At 68.1% G+C, this 15454-nt stretch carries 12 protein-coding genes; 8 read left to right on the forward strand and 4 right to left on the reverse strand.

Annotated elements, in window-relative coordinates:
* Positions 1 to 13: 13 nt before the first annotated feature.
* Positions 14 to 670, reverse strand: a complete 657-nt coding sequence (locus E8D38_RS16830; RefSeq protein ID WP_140633421.1) for a hypothetical protein — start codon at positions 668 to 670, stop codon at positions 14 to 16.
* Entirely contained in the window at positions 667 to 2646 is a 1980-nt protein-coding gene (locus E8D38_RS28325; protein ID WP_181179184.1) for a hypothetical protein, read from the reverse strand. The genes E8D38_RS16830 and E8D38_RS28325 overlap by 4 nt, the downstream gene beginning before the upstream one ends.
* A gap of 688 nt (positions 2647 to 3334) precedes the next feature.
* Between E8D38_RS28325 and E8D38_RS16840 the strand changes: the two genes are divergently transcribed.
* Entirely contained in the window at positions 3335 to 4564 is a 1230-nt protein-coding gene (locus E8D38_RS16840) for an acyltransferase family protein (RefSeq protein WP_140633424.1), read from the forward strand.
* On the opposite strand, the gene E8D38_RS16845 is transcribed toward E8D38_RS16840, so the two are convergent.
* Positions 4488 to 5258, reverse strand: a complete 771-nt coding sequence (locus E8D38_RS16845; protein ID WP_181179186.1) for an SGNH/GDSL hydrolase family protein — start codon at positions 5256 to 5258, stop codon at positions 4488 to 4490. The two genes, E8D38_RS16840 and E8D38_RS16845, sit on opposite strands and share 77 nt — an antisense overlap.
* A gap of 256 nt (positions 5259 to 5514) precedes the next feature.
* On the opposite strand from E8D38_RS16845, the gene E8D38_RS16850 reads away from it, so the two are divergent.
* From E8D38_RS16850 to E8D38_RS16880, 7 genes are all read left to right on the forward strand, one after another.
* The gene (locus E8D38_RS16850) at positions 5515 to 6672 is read left to right on the forward strand and encodes an SGNH/GDSL hydrolase family protein (protein WP_140633430.1); all 1158 of its coding nucleotides are present in this window, start codon (positions 5515 to 5517) and stop codon (positions 6670 to 6672) included.
* Positions 6669 to 8090, forward strand: a complete 1422-nt coding sequence (locus E8D38_RS16855; protein ID WP_140633433.1) for an MBOAT family O-acyltransferase — start codon at positions 6669 to 6671, stop codon at positions 8088 to 8090. The genes E8D38_RS16850 and E8D38_RS16855 overlap by 4 nt, the downstream gene beginning before the upstream one ends.
* 27 nt (positions 8091 to 8117) lie before the next feature.
* Positions 8118 to 8834, forward strand: coding sequence for a tetratricopeptide repeat protein (locus tag E8D38_RS16860; RefSeq protein WP_140633436.1), 717 nt, complete (start codon positions 8118 to 8120; stop codon positions 8832 to 8834).
* Positions 8831 to 9997, forward strand: coding sequence for a GNAT family N-acetyltransferase (locus E8D38_RS16865; protein ID WP_140633439.1), 1167 nt, complete (start codon positions 8831 to 8833; stop codon positions 9995 to 9997). The genes E8D38_RS16860 and E8D38_RS16865 overlap by 4 nt, the downstream gene beginning before the upstream one ends.
* A 41-nt stretch (positions 9998 to 10038) precedes the next feature.
* Complete coding sequence (locus E8D38_RS16870; RefSeq protein WP_246099535.1) at positions 10039 to 11307, forward strand: glycosyltransferase; 1269 nt, start codon at positions 10039 to 10041, stop codon at positions 11305 to 11307.
* A gap of 107 nt (positions 11308 to 11414) precedes the next feature.
* On the forward strand, positions 11415 to 13013 hold the full coding sequence (locus tag E8D38_RS16875; protein ID WP_140633442.1) for an acyl-CoA ligase (AMP-forming), exosortase A system-associated: 1599 nt from the start codon (positions 11415 to 11417) through the stop codon (positions 13011 to 13013).
* Positions 13010 to 14242: a pyridoxal-dependent decarboxylase, exosortase A system-associated gene (locus tag E8D38_RS16880; RefSeq protein WP_246099536.1), complete on the forward strand. Its 1233-nt coding sequence runs from the start codon at positions 13010 to 13012 to the stop codon at positions 14240 to 14242. Before E8D38_RS16875 ends, E8D38_RS16880 begins: the two co-directional genes overlap by 4 nt.
* 41 nt (positions 14243 to 14283) lie before the next feature.
* Here E8D38_RS16880 and E8D38_RS16885 read toward each other — a convergent pair whose 3' ends face one another.
* Positions 14284 to 15411: a hypothetical protein gene (locus E8D38_RS16885; RefSeq protein WP_140633445.1), complete on the reverse strand. Its 1128-nt coding sequence runs from the start codon at positions 15409 to 15411 to the stop codon at positions 14284 to 14286.
* Between the last annotated feature and the right edge of the window lie 43 nt (positions 15412 to 15454).

Raw genomic sequence — 15454 nt, forward strand, 5'->3', positions numbered from 1 at the left:
AGGGCCGGGCCGGTCAGTTGGCCGTGCGCAGGAACCACAGGTTGCCGTCGTAGGTGGGCGCGTACACCACACCCTTGAGCTGCGGCACGTACTGGAAGCGCGACCACACGCCGTTGGTGCTGGCCGGCACGCTGGTGCCGTTGGTGGTGGTCATCACGTCGACCGCGAAGGTGCTGGCGTTGATGCGGTACACCGTGTTGCCGGAACCGGCCTTGCGCAGCAGGAAGGCGTCCTGCAGCGGGTCGTACACCATGCCGTTGCCGTCACCGGAGAGCGCGCTGGCGTAGGTGCCTGTCAGCGTGATCGTCTGCGTGGTGTTGGTGGCCACGTTGTAGATGCCGTGGTCGTTGGCGTTGCCGCCCAGCAGCAGGATGCGATTGCGCTTGGTGTCCATCGCCGAGGCGGCGTACTGGCCGTAGACCGACGCGTTGCCCACCACGGTGGACCACTGGTTGGTCGAGTTGCTCCAGCGCATCACCTTCCAGCTGGCGAACATGTACAGGTCGCCGGTGGTCTTGTTCTCGGTGACGGCAGGGCAGGGCGTGGAGCCCAGTTCCGTCGTCTCGTCCGGGTAGGTGCGAGCTGGATCCCAGTCGTTGGTGCCCAGGTTGAAGCCGTCGACGGTGCCGAGCATGTAGCCGTTGCCCCAGCGCGAGCCGCCCAGGATCATGACGCGGTTGCGGACCTGGTTGACGGTGGTGCCGTAGAGTGCGAGCCGTTCTGCGTGATCTGCGACACCGGGGTCGAAGCGCGGGGCTCGGTCCAGGTGGGCGCGTTGTCCAGCAGGCGGATGCGGTTCACTTCGTTGCCGGCGTAGTCGGTGTGGCCGCCGTTGGCCGCCGAATACAGCGAGCCGTCACGCGTGTCGAGCGCAAAGCCGTTCCAGGCAGTGACCTTCGACTGCGGGCCGTAGCCCAGCGTCGGGTAGGTCTTCACCGCCATCGGTGCGGCGGCGAGGGCCGAGTTCGGGATCTGCTTCCACTCGCCAACAGCCATGCCCTGGCGCCAGGTCGGCATGCCGGTTTCCGCGGGTACCGGTGCCGGCGACGGTGCCGGGGTCGGCGCAGGCGTCGGGGCGGGCGTGGGCGCGGGCGTCGGAGCCGGGGTCGGCGCAGGCGTGGGAGCCGGCGTCGGGGCGGGCGTGGGCGCGGGCGTCGGTGCCGGGGTCGGCGCAGGCGTGGGGGCCGGCGTGGGCGTCGGCGACGGAGCGGTCGTCGAGGTCGTCGGGTCGGCGATCTTGGTGCGCGAGACGATCAGCTCGTCGTACCAGGTGTAGGCCACCGGGTAAGCCGTGCTCGAGCTCTTGCCGGTGTTGTAGGGCAGCAGCCAGATCTTGCCGTAGCGCTGGTTGTCGGTCGCCGAGCCGGCGGAGATGTTGTAGGGGCCGTACTGGATCACCAGCTCCGACGGCTTGCCTTCGCGAGCCATCCACATGGTGATGTAGCTGCCCTGGAACTCGTCACCCACGCGCTGGCCGAGCTTCACATGGACTTGGAAGGTCATCCACTCGTTGGCCGCGTAGCCGAAGCAGTTGCCGCTGGGCGGGAAGTAGCTGGTGGACTTCTGCGAGTACAGGCAGCCTGCGCCGGTGCGGCCGTTCTGCAGCTTGAAGTCGTAGGCGCCATAGGGCTGGTAGAAGCCGTCGTACGGGCCGTGCGAGGCGGAGCCGGTGCACGAGTTGTACATGACCGGGAAGCCGTTCTGGCCGTAGTTGAACATCACCAGTTCAAGGGCCGAGCACGACGAGTAGATCTTCCCCGGCTGGTCGCCCGAGCCGATGATGATCTGCTTGAAGCCGCCACCGCCGGCGTACTGGTTGGCGATGAACTCCGAGCTGAAGCGCTGGCGCCACTGCACGTAGAACTCCTGGCCGGCGCCGAACTGCGTGTTCAGGTCTGCCGAGAGGTTGGTGAACCAGGAGCCGGAGGTGTCTGCCGCCGAGTTCGACGGGATGGTGAACTTCAGCGAACTGTTGCCCGAGGCGCGTTGGCCGGTGTCGCGCACGGCGCGGGTGTAGTCGGACGTGCCGTAGGGCGGCAGGATGCCGGAGTTGTAGCCGTAGGCGCCATTCTGGCCGCCGCTGCCGGTGCTGAAGTCGCCGACGTCGTCGAAGCCTACGCACTTGACCACGCCAGCCTGGGAGCAGCGGGTGCCGAAGTCCTGGGAGCCGCTGGTTGCGGGCGCGGGCGCGGGGGTGGGCGCAGGCGTCGGAGCGGGCGTCGGGGCCGCGGTAGGTGCCGGGGTCGGAGCAGGGGTCGGCGCAGGCGTCGGGGCCGGCGTGGGCGCGGGGGTCGGTGCAGGCGTGGCGGACGGGGCGGGTGCGTCGGCCGTGAGCACGGTCGTGGTGCTGGCCCGGTTGCCCGCGCCGTCGACGGCGGTCACCGTGATGGTGTTGGAGCCGGACTGCAGCTGGATGCCGGTGGCCGTCCAGGTGGCGGCGGTGGTGGTGCCGCTCAGCGTGGCACTGCCGGAGCCGCCGCGATCGTTGGCCCAGCGCACGCGGTACAGCCGGCGGTTGTCGGCGGCCTTGCCCGTGAGGCCCACCACGTTGGCGGAGCTGCCAGGCAGGGTGCCGGTGATGCTGACGGTGGGCGCGGTGGTGTCGCCCCAGCTGCCTTTCTCGAGGTTGGCCTCATCGTTGAGCAACGACGCTTCGGGGTCATCAGAGCCGCCAGCTCCTCCACACGCAGCGAGTGCCAAGCAAGTGATTGCCTGCGAAACCGCCAGGGCGGTTCTGTTCATCCGGAAATTCATTCCCAACTTTCCAAGTCTGATTCGTCACCCTCCGCTCCTGCGAGGAGCGGGGCACTAGGGCAGTGTTCGGGCGATCAACCGACAGGAGAAAGTCAGTGGGACGCTGGTGCGTGTTCGCGCTGCACTGCCAATTGGCGTTTGCCAGACGGGGATCTGGGCTTTGAGACGCCAAAGGCACGGTTTGCGGGGTGAACAGTACCGGCCGGCGGAAGAAGGGGCGTAACGAGCCTGGGCGGATGTAACGAGGCCTTTTGTGACAGCCGGATCAAGCGAGTCACGTCTTTCAACCCCCTGTTCGCGGGGTTCCGCTAGGGAAAGCGAGCATTGCTACAGGTGTGACAGCAACCCGTCCCGGCGGTCGTATTTCACAAGCCCGTTTTACAAAGAAGTACGAGTCTGCGGCCACCGTTACAGCGCTGGCAGCCGCGCCGCGGAACTCCGGCTTCAGCGCAGAGGGCACGGCGGGCACCGTTCACTTGAGGGGGAGGCCTGCTGTCGCGCAGGGAAGTTGAGGCATCATCGCCCATTCGCGGTCGAATGAGGCCCCGAAATGCGCAGATATTGAAGGCGGAGCCATCTGATGAAACCAGCGGCAACAGGCGCCGTGGTCGGCGATATCACCAAGGCACATTATGTGCAGTTGGACGGCCTGCGCGGGTTGGCTATTTTGCTGGTGATGATCTATCACTTCTGCCTGCCGCACCCTGAATTTCATGGCCGAGATTCCGGGATATTGCTTCAGCTCGGTCAGGCCGGCTGGATGGGGGTGGATCTGTTTTTCGTGCTTTCGGGTTTCCTGATCACCGGGATCCTCACTGAAACTCGCGACCAGAAGCACTATTTCCGCAATTTCCTCGGGCGCCGCTTTCTTCGCATCTGGCCGCTGTACTACCTGAGCCTGGTGGTGTTGCTGGTGCTGGTGCCCATGGTGCTGCCGGCGGTGCCTGCCGAGCTGAAGAGCATGCAGGACAAGCAGGCGTGGTTCTGGCTCTATGCCGCCAACTGGCTGTTCGCTCAGGAAGGCGGCTTCTCCCAGACCTCGGGCGGCTATTTCTGGTCGCTGGCCGTCGAGGAGCAGTTCTACCTGGTCTGGCCCTTCGTCGTGTACGCCCTGTCCAGCCGCATGCTGCTGCGGGTGAGCCTCGGGCTGCTGGCCGGGTCGCTGCTGCTGCGGGTGGTCCTCGTGCACCTCGGTGTGAGCACCGGCTCCCTCTACACCATCACGTTCGCGCACCTCGACGGCCTGGCGGTCGGTTCGTGCCTGGCGCTGTGCCTGCGCTCACCCGGGCTGCTGCCTCGCCTGCTGAAGGTCATGCCGGTGGCCGCGGCGCTGTCGGCGGTCGGCCTCGCGGCAGTGCGCCTGGCCGACCACGACCTCTTCTTCTGGAGCCGCCAGATGGCGACTTTCGGCTACACCTTCGTCGCAATCCTGGGTGGTGCCCTGCTGCTTTACGTGGTGCGCGGCGGGCAGGCCTTCGGTGTGGCGCGGCTGTTCTCCAGCCGCTTCATGGCCCAGTGCGGCAAGTACAGCTATGCGCTGTACCTGGTGCACGTACCGGTGGCCAGCCTGCTGTTCCCGGTGGTCTTCAAGCTGCTCGGCGGCTGGCAGCCGGTGATCGGCTACAACGGCGTCTTCCTGGCGTTTGCGGCGGTGTCGTTTGCCGCGTCGTGGGCCGTGTCGGTGGCGAGCTGGCACCTGTTCGAGAAGCGCATCCTCGCCTTCAAGCGCTACTTCAGCTACGACGAGCCGGCTGACGAGCGAGCAACTGCGCCAGTTGCTCATTCAGCCGCGCATAGGCTGCCGGGTTGACATGCAGGAAGAAGTCCGGGTCCTCGTAGCCCGGGTCGATGTGCGCGCCGCTGCCGCGCAGCAGCGCATGCGCATCTAGCACCAGCACCCGCCGGCCGTCGGCCAGGCCGCGAATCAGCTCGTTGGCCTGCTCGATATGGTCCAGCGTCCTGGCGTCCCAGCTCGCACGCCGCAATAACGGTGGAGGTGCGGGCGGAAATATGGTCGTGAAAATGACCACCTCACTGCGCTGCAGCAGGGCTTCACGAATGGCTCGGATATTGCCTTTCAGCCGATCGGTGATTTGCCGCTGGTAGCCGGGCAGCGCACCCAGCGGGTGAAGGTCGTTGATGCCGATCTGCACCACCGCATAGTCCGTCTTCGCGACCGGCCGGCTCTGCAGCTGGAGAAGCGTCTGGCTCGAGGTCTGGGAGCCATGGGCGAAATTCACCGGAACCCAGGGCTGGCCGCCCTTGGCCAGCGCCCAGCTGTAGGCCCGCGAATCTCCCCAGTAGGCCACCGATACCTGGCCTTCATTTGCCGGCGATACACCTTGCGGGTCGGCTTCTGAATAACCGAGCGGAAATATCCGCGAAAAATGCAGCTTGGCGAAGGAGCTCTGGGTCGCGAAGAGGAGCGCTGCGTTCGCGGCCAGGCTGGCCAGCAGCAGGGCCGCCAGCCACGGGAGGAGCTTCGAGGGGTTGTAGGAAGACACGCTCACCCTTTCCATCCAATGACGTGCGAGCCGGCCGCAATGTAGCGCAGCGCCAGTGCGCTTCGCAGTGTGCTGGCGAGCGTACAGAGGGGCACCGGGGCAGCTCACGCCCCCCAAGGTAGAGGATTCCAGGGGCACAGGCGCGTCATCAGAATCCGTCTGCGAAAAACGCCTCGCCGGCACACGCCGTGAGGCCTGCCGCCTCCGCAGCGACGCGGGCGTTCCGCGACCAAGCGCACTCTTGGCACCGACCTGCATGCAACCCTCTGACGTCTCTCAAGCCATCCTCGAATCCAAGGCGCCCGCGATGGGCGAAAGGGCGAAGGCATGGCTGAGGCTGGCGCTGGCCGTGCTCGTGGTACTCGCCGGCGGGGAAGTGCTGGTGCGCCTGTGGATCACCGGGCCGTCGATCCATGCGTTCGACCCCGACATCGGCTACAGCTACCGTCCCAACAGCGAGTTGTTCCAGGCGAAGGAGGGCGTGACCCGCCTGCATTTCAATGCCCTGGGCCTCAACGACACCGAGATCACCCCGAAAGACGGCCGCTGCCGCGTCATGGTGGTCGGTGACTCGTACACGACGGCGCTGCAGGTGCCGCAGGCGCAGAACTTCTCCTCGGTGGCCGAACGGCTCGACGGCCGCCTCGACGTCGTCAATGGAGGACGCGACGGCCTGTTCCTCGGCGACCTGCACAAGGTGTCGGCACGGCTGCTGCCCGCGGTGCAGCCGGACCTGGTGGTCTATGTGGTGAGCCAGCGCGCGGTCGAAGCCGACATCCGGCTGCCCGAGTTCAGCGTGGTCAGCGACCCCGCGACCGGCCGGGTCACCGACGCGGTCATGCGCGTCGAGGCCAAGGAAGCCCTGAAGGAAACCTTCGCGCCGCTGCTGCGCGAATCGGCGCTGGCCACGCGGCTGTCGTCGCAACTGCAGCCCGCTGCCGTGAGTGCATTGCAGATGGTGCAGGGCTGGCGTGCGTGGCTGAGCCCCGGCAGCACTGCCCGGGCGGCTGCACCGGCCGCTGCGCCCGCTGCCGCCGCGAGCCGACCGGCCGAAGAGGAAGTGCTGCGCTATGTGTTCCGCCGTCTGGGCGATGGTGCGCCGGCCGCGCTGCTGTACATCGACGCGCTGGCCTACAAGCCGCACCGGCAGGCGGCCGTGGCGCCCACATCGGCCAAGGCCGAGGCCACCGCTCGCCGCGCGGCCGAACGGGCCGGCGTTCCCTTCTTTGCCACCGGCGAGGAACTCGCCGCTTCCGTTGCGCGGACCGGCCAGCCGCCGTACGGCTTCCACAACGCCTTGCTGCCGGGCGGGCACCTCAACGTCCAGGGGCACGAGGCGGTCGGCCGCGCACTGGCCAGCCTCGTGCGTGAGGTCGGCCCCTCGCTTTCCGGCAGCGGCTGCAGCGCCAAATGATCTTCACTTCGATCACCTTCGTCGTCTTCTTCGCGGTGCTGATGGCCTTGTTCGGCCTCATCCGCGGCACGCCAGGCCGCCTGTGGATCCTGCTGGTGGCGAGCTACATCTTCTACGCCAACTGGAACGTCTACTACGTCATCCTCATCTTCCTGTACGGCCTGTGGGGCTGGGGGCTGGGGCTGGCCATGTACAAGGCGCGGCACCCGCTGCTGCGCAAGGCCTATTTCCTGCTGAGCGTGGTGCTGAGCCTGGGCACGCTGGCCTACTTCAAGTACGCCAACTTCCTCGGCGAGAACTTCGCGCACCTGCTGGGCTCGGGCGAGTGGAGCGCGGTCGACATCGTGCTGCCGGTGGGCATCTCGTTCTTCACCTTCCACACGATGAGCTACATCATCGACCTGTACCGTGGACAGATCGAGCCCTGCCGCAGCCCGGTCAAGTTCTTCCTGTTCGTCGCGTTCTTCCCGCAGCTGGTGGCCGGCCCGATCCTTCGGGCTTCGCATTTCCTGCCGCAGCTCGACCAGCCGGTGCGCCTGACCTGGCCCAACGCGGTGCGCGGCGCGCAGATCTTCATCGGCGGCGCGATCCAGAAGACCCTGTTCGCCGACCACCTGTCGATCTTCGTCGACCAGGTCTACCGCTCGCCCGAGATCTATTCGCCCGGCACGCTGTGGCTGGCGGTCGCCGCCTATGCGATGCAGATCTTCTGCGACTTTGCCGGCTACTCGCTCATGGCCATCGGCACCGCCAGGATCCTGGGCTTCGAGCTGCCCGAGAACTTCAACATGCCGTATCTCTCGCAGTCCATCGCGGAGTTCTGGCGGCGCTGGCACATCAGCCTGTCCACCTGGCTGCGCGACTATCTCTACATCCCGCTGGGCGGCAACCGCCATGGCGAGATGCGCACCCAGTTCAACCTCGCCGCCACCATGCTGCTGGGCGGCCTGTGGCACGGCGCGAGCTGGAACTTCGTGCTGTGGGGCGGACTGCATGGCCTGGCGCTGTGCGTCCACCGCAGCTGGAACCGCTGGCGCGAAGCGCGCGGACACAAGCGCGAGCGCGAGAGCGCGCCCTACCAGGTTGCGAGCTGGGCGCTGACGCTGCTGTTCTGCTGCCTCGCCTGGATCCCGTTCCGCAGCCCGTCGTTCGAGACCACCATCGTGTTCCTGCGCGGGCTGCTGCCCGGCTCGGGCGGATCGTTCGAATGGCACCACGGCCCGACGCTGCTCATCCTGGCTGCCGCAGTGGCATGGCACCTGCTCGACCGCTTTGCACCCGCGCTGGTGAAGCGGGTGCCATTTGCCTCGAACGAGCTGACGCGCTGGCCGGCGATGCTGGTGCTCGGCTATTCGGTGCTGCTGCTCGTGCTGCTGGTGCCGTTGAACGCGTCGCCGTTCATCTACTTCCAGTTCTGACCACCGCAGTGCTGCAAGGGAGAGACGATGAACACTGCCATCGTTGCGAAAGGATTCGTGGCGCCGCTGATCGCCTGCGCCGCCGCGCTGGCCGCAGGCTCGGCGACGGCCCAGGACATCCCGGGCTACCCGAGCTCCGTCGAGGCCTTCGACCGCCGCGAGATCGCGCTGCTGCCGCCGTACTGCGTGCACACCATGATCTTTCGCGAGCGCATCCCTGGCGGCAACAACCCCGAGGTGGTGCAGCGGTGGCGCTCCCTGATGGGTCCCAACAACTTCGACACGATGCACCACTATTGCTGGGGTCTCATGAAGACCAACCGCGCGACCTTGCTGGCCAAGAGCGCGTACACGCGGCAGTTCTACCTGAACAGCGCCGTCAGTGAGTTCGACTACGTGCTCGAGCGCGTCTCCAAGGACTTCATCCTGCTGCCCGAGGTGCTCACCAAGAAAGGCGAGAACCTCGTGCGGCTCGGCAAGGGCCCCGCGGCGATGTTCGTGCTCGAGCGCGCCGCCGAGGTGAAACCCGACTACTGGCCCTCCTGGGCCCAGATGGCCGACTACTACAGGGGCAGCGGAGACACGAAGAAGGCCCGCGAAGTGCTCGAGCAGGCCTTGTCCTACTCGCCCGACGCGGCGGCGCTCAAGCGCCGCCTGGCCGAACTGGACTCGGCGCCGCAACGCAGGAAGGCTCCGGAAGGCAGCGGCAGCAAGGCCTCCGCATCGCAGCAGGGCGAACCTTGAACGCGCCCTCCACCAGCCCGGCACTGCCCGGCGTCATCGCCTCGCCGCCCGCCGGTGCGACGAGCCGGCCTTCCATGGTTGTGCGCGTGTTCACGTCGTTCGGCGAACTGCCCGCGGACGTGCGGCAGGCGCTGTCGCATCCGGCCCAGGCCAACTTCTTCGTGTCGCTCGACTGGTTCGAGGTGCTGTTCCAGACGAGCCTGCGGGCCACGCTCGAGCCGCGCATCTACGTGTTGTTCGACGACGCCCGCCAGCAGGTGCAATGCGCGCTGTTCTGCGGTCGCGACAAGACACGCCCCGGCCGCGCGCTGGTGAGCCTGGGCAACTTCTACACGCAGGAATATCTGCCGTCCTTCCCTCACGAGACCGTGCAGCGGCGTGACGCCATTGCGCAGCTCGCGCGTTTCGTCGCGGCCGAGCGGCCGCGCTGGGACTGCGTGCGCCTGGGCCTGGTAAAGACGGACGCGCCCGAGTTCGCCTGGCTGCTCGAGGCCTTGCGCGAGCAGGGCTTCGGCACCGAGACCTTCTTCCAGTACGAGAACTGGCACCTGCCGGTGGCGCCCGGGACCTCGTTCGCGGGCTATTTCGCCGAGCGGCCTTCGCAGCTGCGCAACACGATCACCCGCCGCCAGAAGAAGCTCGAGAAGGCGCATACGTTCGAGATCCGGCTCGCCCGCGGCCACGACTGCGACTTCGCCGCGCTGGCGCGCGACTTCGTCGCCATCTACGAGGCGAGCTGGAAGAACCCCGAGCCTTTCCCCGAGTTCATTCCGTCGCTGGTGGCGCGCTGCGCGGCGCTCGGCATCCTGCGGCTGGGCGTGCTGTACGTCGAGGGCCGGCCGGCGGCCTCGCAGCTGTGGGTCACCGCCGGCGGCAAGACGCTCATCTACAAGCTGGCCTACGACGAGCGCTATGCCGAGTTCGGCGTCGGCTCCATCCTGTCCAAGGAGCTGTTCCGTATCGCGATCGACGAAGACCACGTCGGCGAGATCGACTACGGCGTCGGCAGCGAGCCGTACAAGAAGGACTGGATGCTCTCGGCGCGCCGCCTCGAGGGCATCGAGGCCCACAACCGCCGCAGCCTGCGCGGCCTGGTGCAGCTGTCGCTGGCCGGCGCCCGGCGCCTGGCCAGGCGTGTGCGCGCGCTGGCAAGGCGCAACTGACGATCCCCCACAGAACCCAACGACATGACGAGGAGCCGCGCGTGAAGCGAGTGCTGATGGTTGCGTTTCATTTCCCGCCGGCTGCCGGGTCGAGCGGGATCCAGCGCACGCTGCGGTTCGCGCAATACCTGCCCAGCCTGGGCTGGGAGCCCACCGTCCTTTCGGCGCATCCGCGTGCCTACGAACGCACCAGCGCGGACCTGCTGGCCGACGTGCCCGAAAGTGTGGGCGTGACCCGCTCGTTCGCGCTCGACGCCGCCCGCCATTTGTCCATCGCCGGCCGCTACCCGGCCTTCCTCGGGCGGCCCGACCGCTGGCAGAGCTGGCGGCTCGGCGCGGTGGCCGACGGCCTGCGGCTGCTGCGAGAGAAGCGCTTCGACGCGATCTGGTCCACCTATCCCATCGCCACGGCCCACCAGATCGCCGCGTCGCTGCACCGGCGCTCCGGCGTGCCCTGGGTGGCCGACTTCCGCGACCCGATGGCCCAGGACGGCTACCCCGAGGACCCGAAGACCTGGCGCAGCTTCCAGAAGATCGAGCAGCATGCGCTCCAGCACGCCGCCCGCTCGGTGTTCACCACCCCCGGTGCGGCCCGGCACTACCGCGAGCGCTACCCGGCGGTGCCTTCGGACCGCATCGTCGTCATCGAGAACGGCTACGACGAGAGCACCTTCACCGCCGCCGGCCCGTCGCATGGCACGCAGCCTGCACCGCTGGATGCGGGGCGCATCACGCTGCTGCACAGCGGCATCGTGTACCCGTCGGAACGCGATCCCACGCAGTGCCTGCAGGCGCTCGGACTGCTCAAGGCGAAGGGCGTGTTGAGCGCGGCCAACTTTTCGCTGCGCTTTCGGGCCAGCGCACACGACGGCCTCATTGCCGGCATCGCGAAGGAGCAGGGCGTGAGCGACCTCATCCAGCTGCTGCCCCCCGTGCCCTACCGCGACGCGCTCGAGGAAATGCTGCGTGCCGACGGCCTGGTCGTCATGCAGGCTTCCAACTGCAACGCGCAGATCCCCGCCAAGCTGTACGAGTACCTGCGGGCCCGGCGTCCGATCCTCGCGCTCACCGACCCGGCGGGCGACACGGCGCAGGTGCTGCGCGAGTCGGGCGTGCAGGACGTCGCCGCGCTCGACTCGGCCCCGGCCATCGCAGCGCTGATCGAGCGCTTCGTCTCGGCACAGGCCGAGGCCCGCGGTGTGTTCGTGGCGTCTTCGGAGGCGGTGCGGCGCGCGTCCCGCGAGTCCCGCACCGAGGAGCTCGCCGAACTGCTGAACGTGGCGAGCCGACGCGTGGCCGCCGCGGCCTGAAGCGCCTGCGCGGCCCCCCGAGCGGGGTGTGCTCAAGGCGAAGGGGCCGCTGTAGCATTCGCCGCGACCCGCATCCCACCCTGTATCGACGAACGGACGCACGACCGATGAGGCCCGAAGCCAACCTGTTGCACGAGCTGCCGCTGCTGGCGGCACAGCGGGCACCCGATGCCATTGCGCTCCATGACGACGGCGCAGCCATCCGCTATGCCGAGCTCGCCGAGGAGATCGGCCGCTTCTCGTCCGCGCTGGCGGCACTGTCGGTCGGCCGCGGCGAGCGCGTCGCGATCTACCTCGACAAGCGCCGCGAGACCGTGGTGGCCTCCTTCGGCGCTCCCGCGCACGGCGCGGTGTTCGTGCCGATCAACCCGCTCCTCAAGCCCGAGCAGGTGGGCTACATCCTGCGCGACTGCGGGGTGCGCGTGCTGGTCACGTCGCCCGAGCGGCTGCAGTCGCTCGCGACCACCCTGCCGGCCTGCCCGGAACTGCGCCACGTCATCGTGACCGGCGCTGCGGCCGCGCGGCCGCAGCTCGGCCCGATCGGCATCCATGCCTGGAGCGAAGCCCTCGATGCGCCGGCGGCCGCCGGCCACCGCGTCGTCGACAACGACATCGTCGGCATCCTCTACACCTCGGGCAGCACGGGCAAGCCCAAGGGCGTGGTGCTGTCCCATCGCAACATGGTGGCCGGCGCGAAAAGCGTCGCCTCCTACCTCGAGAACCGCGACACCGACGTGCTGCTGGCGGCCCTGCCGCTGTCGTTCGACGCCGGCTTCAGCCAGCTGACCACCGCCTTCCATGCCGGCGCCAGCGTGGTGCTGCTCAACTACCTGCTGCCCAAGGACGTGGTGAAGGCGGCCGCGAAGCATCGCGTCACCGGGCTCACCGCCGTGCCGCCGCTGTGGATCCAGCTCACGCAGGTGTCGTGGCCGGCCGAGGCCGGCGAGCACCTGCGCTACTTCGCCAACACAGGCGGCCGAATGCCCTTCGAAACCCTGAAGAGCCTGCGCACGCTGCTGCCCAAGGCCAGGCCCTACCTCATGTACGGCCTCACCGAGGCCTTCCGCGCCACCTACCTGCCGCCGGAGGAAGTGGACCGCCGGCCCGATTCGATCGGCCGTGCCATTCCCAACAGCGAGATCCTCGTGCTGCGCCCCGACGGCACGCCGTGCGACGCAGGCGAACCCGGTGAGCTGGTGCAGCGTGGCGCACTGGTGGCCCAGGGCTACTGGAACGACCCCGAAAAGACGGCCGAGCGGTTCCGCCCGCTGCCCGGGCGCGAAGGCGGCCTCGTGTTGCCCGAGATCGCCGTGTTCTCCGGCGACACCGTGCGCCGCGACGAGGAAGGGTTCCTCTATTTCATCGGCCGGCGCGACGAGATGATCAAGTCGTCGGGCTACCGCATCAGCCCCAACGAGGTCGAGGAGGTGCTCTACGCCACGCAGCTGGTGGGCGAGTGCGCAGCCTTCGGCGTGCCCCATGCAACGCTCGGCGAGGCGGTGGTGGTGGTGGTCACCGCTCGCGACGGCGGCGCACTCGACATGGCCCGCCTGAGCGCGCTTTGCCGCGAGAAGCTGCCCGCCTACATGCTGCCCTCGCGCATCGAGGTGCGAGACGGGCCGCTGCCGCGCAATGCCAACGGCAAGATCGATCGCAAGCTGATCTCCACCGAGTTCCGTGAAGCCATGGAAGGCGCGCTCCAATGAGCGCGGCGCCCCGGCATCCTGCGATGGAGCGTTTCCCGGTGGCCGGCGGTGAGCTGACGGTCGGCTCGGTGCCGGTGTCGCTGCTCGCGGCGCGCGCAGGCCAGACACCGTTCTATGCCTATGACCGGCGCCTGCTGAAAGAGCGTGTCGAGCTGCTGCGCAGCGTGCTGCCGCGCGAGATCAGCCTGCACTACGCCATGAAGGCCAACCCGATGCCGGCGGTGGTGGGCTGCATGGCCCAATGGGTCGACGGCCTCGACGTCGCTTCCGGCGCGGAGCTGCGGGTCGCGCTCGACGCCGGCATGGACCCGCGCGAGATCAGCTTCGCCGGCCCCGGCAAGTCGGAGGTCGAGCTGGCGCAGGCGGTGGCCTCGGGCATCCTGCTCAACGTCGAGTCGATGCGTGAGATCCACCTACTGGCCGGCGTGGTGCAGCGCCTGGGCCGCAACGCGCGGGTCGCGGTGCGGGTGAATCCCGACTTCGAGCTCAAGTCATCGGGCATGAAGATGGGCGGCGGCCCGAAGCAGTTCGGCATCGATGCCGAGCTGGTGCCGCAGGCCCTGGCCGAGATCGGCCGCCTGGGGCTTGGCTTCGAGGGCTTCCACATCTTCTCCGGCTCGCAGAACCTCAAGGCCGAAGCCATCTGCGAAGCGCAGACCAAGGCGCTCGCGCTGGCCACCCGCCTGGCCGAAGCGGCCCCGTCGCCGGTGACCACGCTCAACCTGGGCGGGGGCTTCGGCATCCCGTATTTCCCCGGCGAGAAGCCGCTCGACCTGGAGCCGGTGGGTGCACACCTGCAAGGCATCGTCGAGGCGGCGAAGGCGCAGCTGCCGCAGGCCGAGCTGGTCATCGAACTGGGCCGCTTCCTGGTGGGCGAGGCGGGCGTGTACGTCTGCCGCGTGCTCGACCGGAAGGTGTCGCGCGGCGAGGTCTTCCTCGTTACCGACGGAGGCCTGCACCACCACCTGGCGGCCTCGGGCAACTTCGGCCAGGTGATCCGCAAGAACTATCCGGTCGACGTGGGCAACCGTGCCGGCTCGGCGCAGCGCGAACTTGCCTCGGTGGTGGGGCCGCTGTGCACGCCGCTCGACCTGCTGGCTGACCGCATGGACCTGCCGGTGGCCGGGCCGGGCGACCTGGTCGTGGTGTTCCAGTCCGGGGCCTATGGCTACACCGCCAGCCCGCAGCGCTTCCTGAGCCATCCGGCGCCGGTCGAAGTGCTGGTGTGACCTCGATTCCCCGCCATGAACCGGGCGTCGAGCCCGGCTCGTCAGGGTGCGTCGGCGATCTTGTTGCGCGAAATGATCAGCTCGTCATACCAGGTGTAGGCCACCGGATATGAGGTGCCGGCGCTCTTGCCGGTGTTGTAGGGCACGAGCCAGACCTTGCCGTAGCGCTGGTTCTCGCCGGCCGTGCCGGCGGTCACGTTGTACGGACCCCACTGGATCACCAGTTCCGAAGGCTTGCCTGCACGCTGCATCCACATGGTGATGTAGCTGCCCTGGAACTCGTCGCCCACGCGGGTGCCGAGCTTCACGTGGACCTGGAAGGTCATCCATTCGTTGGCCACGTAGCCGAAGCAGTTGCCGAGCGGCGAGAAGTAGCTGCTCGAGCTTTGCGAATAGAGGCAGTACGGCGCGCCGCGGCCGTTCTGGAGCTTGTAGTCGTACTGGCCGAAGGGCTGGTAGAAGCCGTCGTAGGCGGGGTGCGAGGCGGAACCCGAGCAGGAGTTGTACATCGCCGGGAAGCCTTCCTGGCGATAGTTGAACATCACGATCTCGAGGTCGGTGCAGGACGAGTACGTCTTGCCCGGCACGTCGCCGGTGCCGATGATCACCTGCTTGAAGCCGCCGCCGCCGGCGTACTGGTTGGCGATGAATTCCGGGCTGAAGCGCTGGCGCCACTGCACGTAGAACTCCTGGCCGCCACTGAACTGGGTGTTCAGGTCAGCCGAGAAGTTGGTGAAGTAGGCGCCCGAGGTGTCGGCACCCGACACGGCCGGAATGGTGAACTTGAGCGAGCTGGCGCCCGATGCCTTGACCGACGTGTCGCGCACGGCACGGGTGTAGTCCGACGTGCCGGAGGGCGGAATGATGCCGGCGTTGTAGCCGTAGGCGCCGTTCTGGCCGCCGCTGCCGGTGCTGAAGTCGGCATCGGCGTCGAAGCTCACGCACTTGACCACGCCTGCCTGCGAGCACCGCGTGGAGAAGTCCTGGGACGGCGAGGGCGCCGGCGTCGGGGTCGGTGAAGGCGTCGGGCTAGGCGGAGCCGGCGTGGGGCTGGGGGTCGGGCCGCCGGACACCGGCGGAGGCGGTGTGTCGCCATCGCTGCCGCCACAGGCAGCCAGCGACGCCACGGCAACGGTCAGCAGCGCAGCTGCCCACAGGCGGTTTTTCATCATGCTCTTCGTATGAGGCGCGCGGGCCTGCAGGCTCACGCTG

Source organism: Methylibium rhizosphaerae (genome assembly GCF_006386545.1).
Taxonomy (GTDB): Bacteria; Pseudomonadota; Gammaproteobacteria; order Burkholderiales; family Burkholderiaceae_C; genus Pseudorivibacter; species Pseudorivibacter rhizosphaerae.

What these genes read in the sequence shown, in the direction of transcription:
- E8D38_RS16830 (WP_140633421.1), bottom strand. Translation starts at nt 670, where the DNA reads ATGATCCTGGGCGGCTCGCGCTGGGGCAACGGCTACATGCTCGGCACC.
- E8D38_RS16840 (WP_140633424.1), top strand. Translation starts at nt 3,335, where the DNA reads ATGAAACCAGCGGCAACAGGCGCCGTGGTCGGCGATATCACCAAGGCA.
- E8D38_RS16850 (WP_140633430.1), top strand. Translation starts at nt 5,515, where the DNA reads ATGCAACCCTCTGACGTCTCTCAAGCCATCCTCGAATCCAAGGCGCCC.
- E8D38_RS16855 (WP_140633433.1), top strand. Translation starts at nt 6,669, where the DNA reads ATGATCTTCACTTCGATCACCTTCGTCGTCTTCTTCGCGGTGCTGATG.
- E8D38_RS16860 (WP_140633436.1), top strand. Translation starts at nt 8,118, where the DNA reads ATGAACACTGCCATCGTTGCGAAAGGATTCGTGGCGCCGCTGATCGCC.
- E8D38_RS16875 (WP_140633442.1), top strand. Translation starts at nt 11,415, where the DNA reads ATGAGGCCCGAAGCCAACCTGTTGCACGAGCTGCCGCTGCTGGCGGCA.
- E8D38_RS16880 (WP_246099536.1), top strand. Translation starts at nt 13,010, where the DNA reads ATGAGCGCGGCGCCCCGGCATCCTGCGATGGAGCGTTTCCCGGTGGCC.
- E8D38_RS16885 (WP_140633445.1), bottom strand. Translation starts at nt 15,411, where the DNA reads ATGAAAAACCGCCTGTGGGCAGCTGCGCTGCTGACCGTTGCCGTGGCG.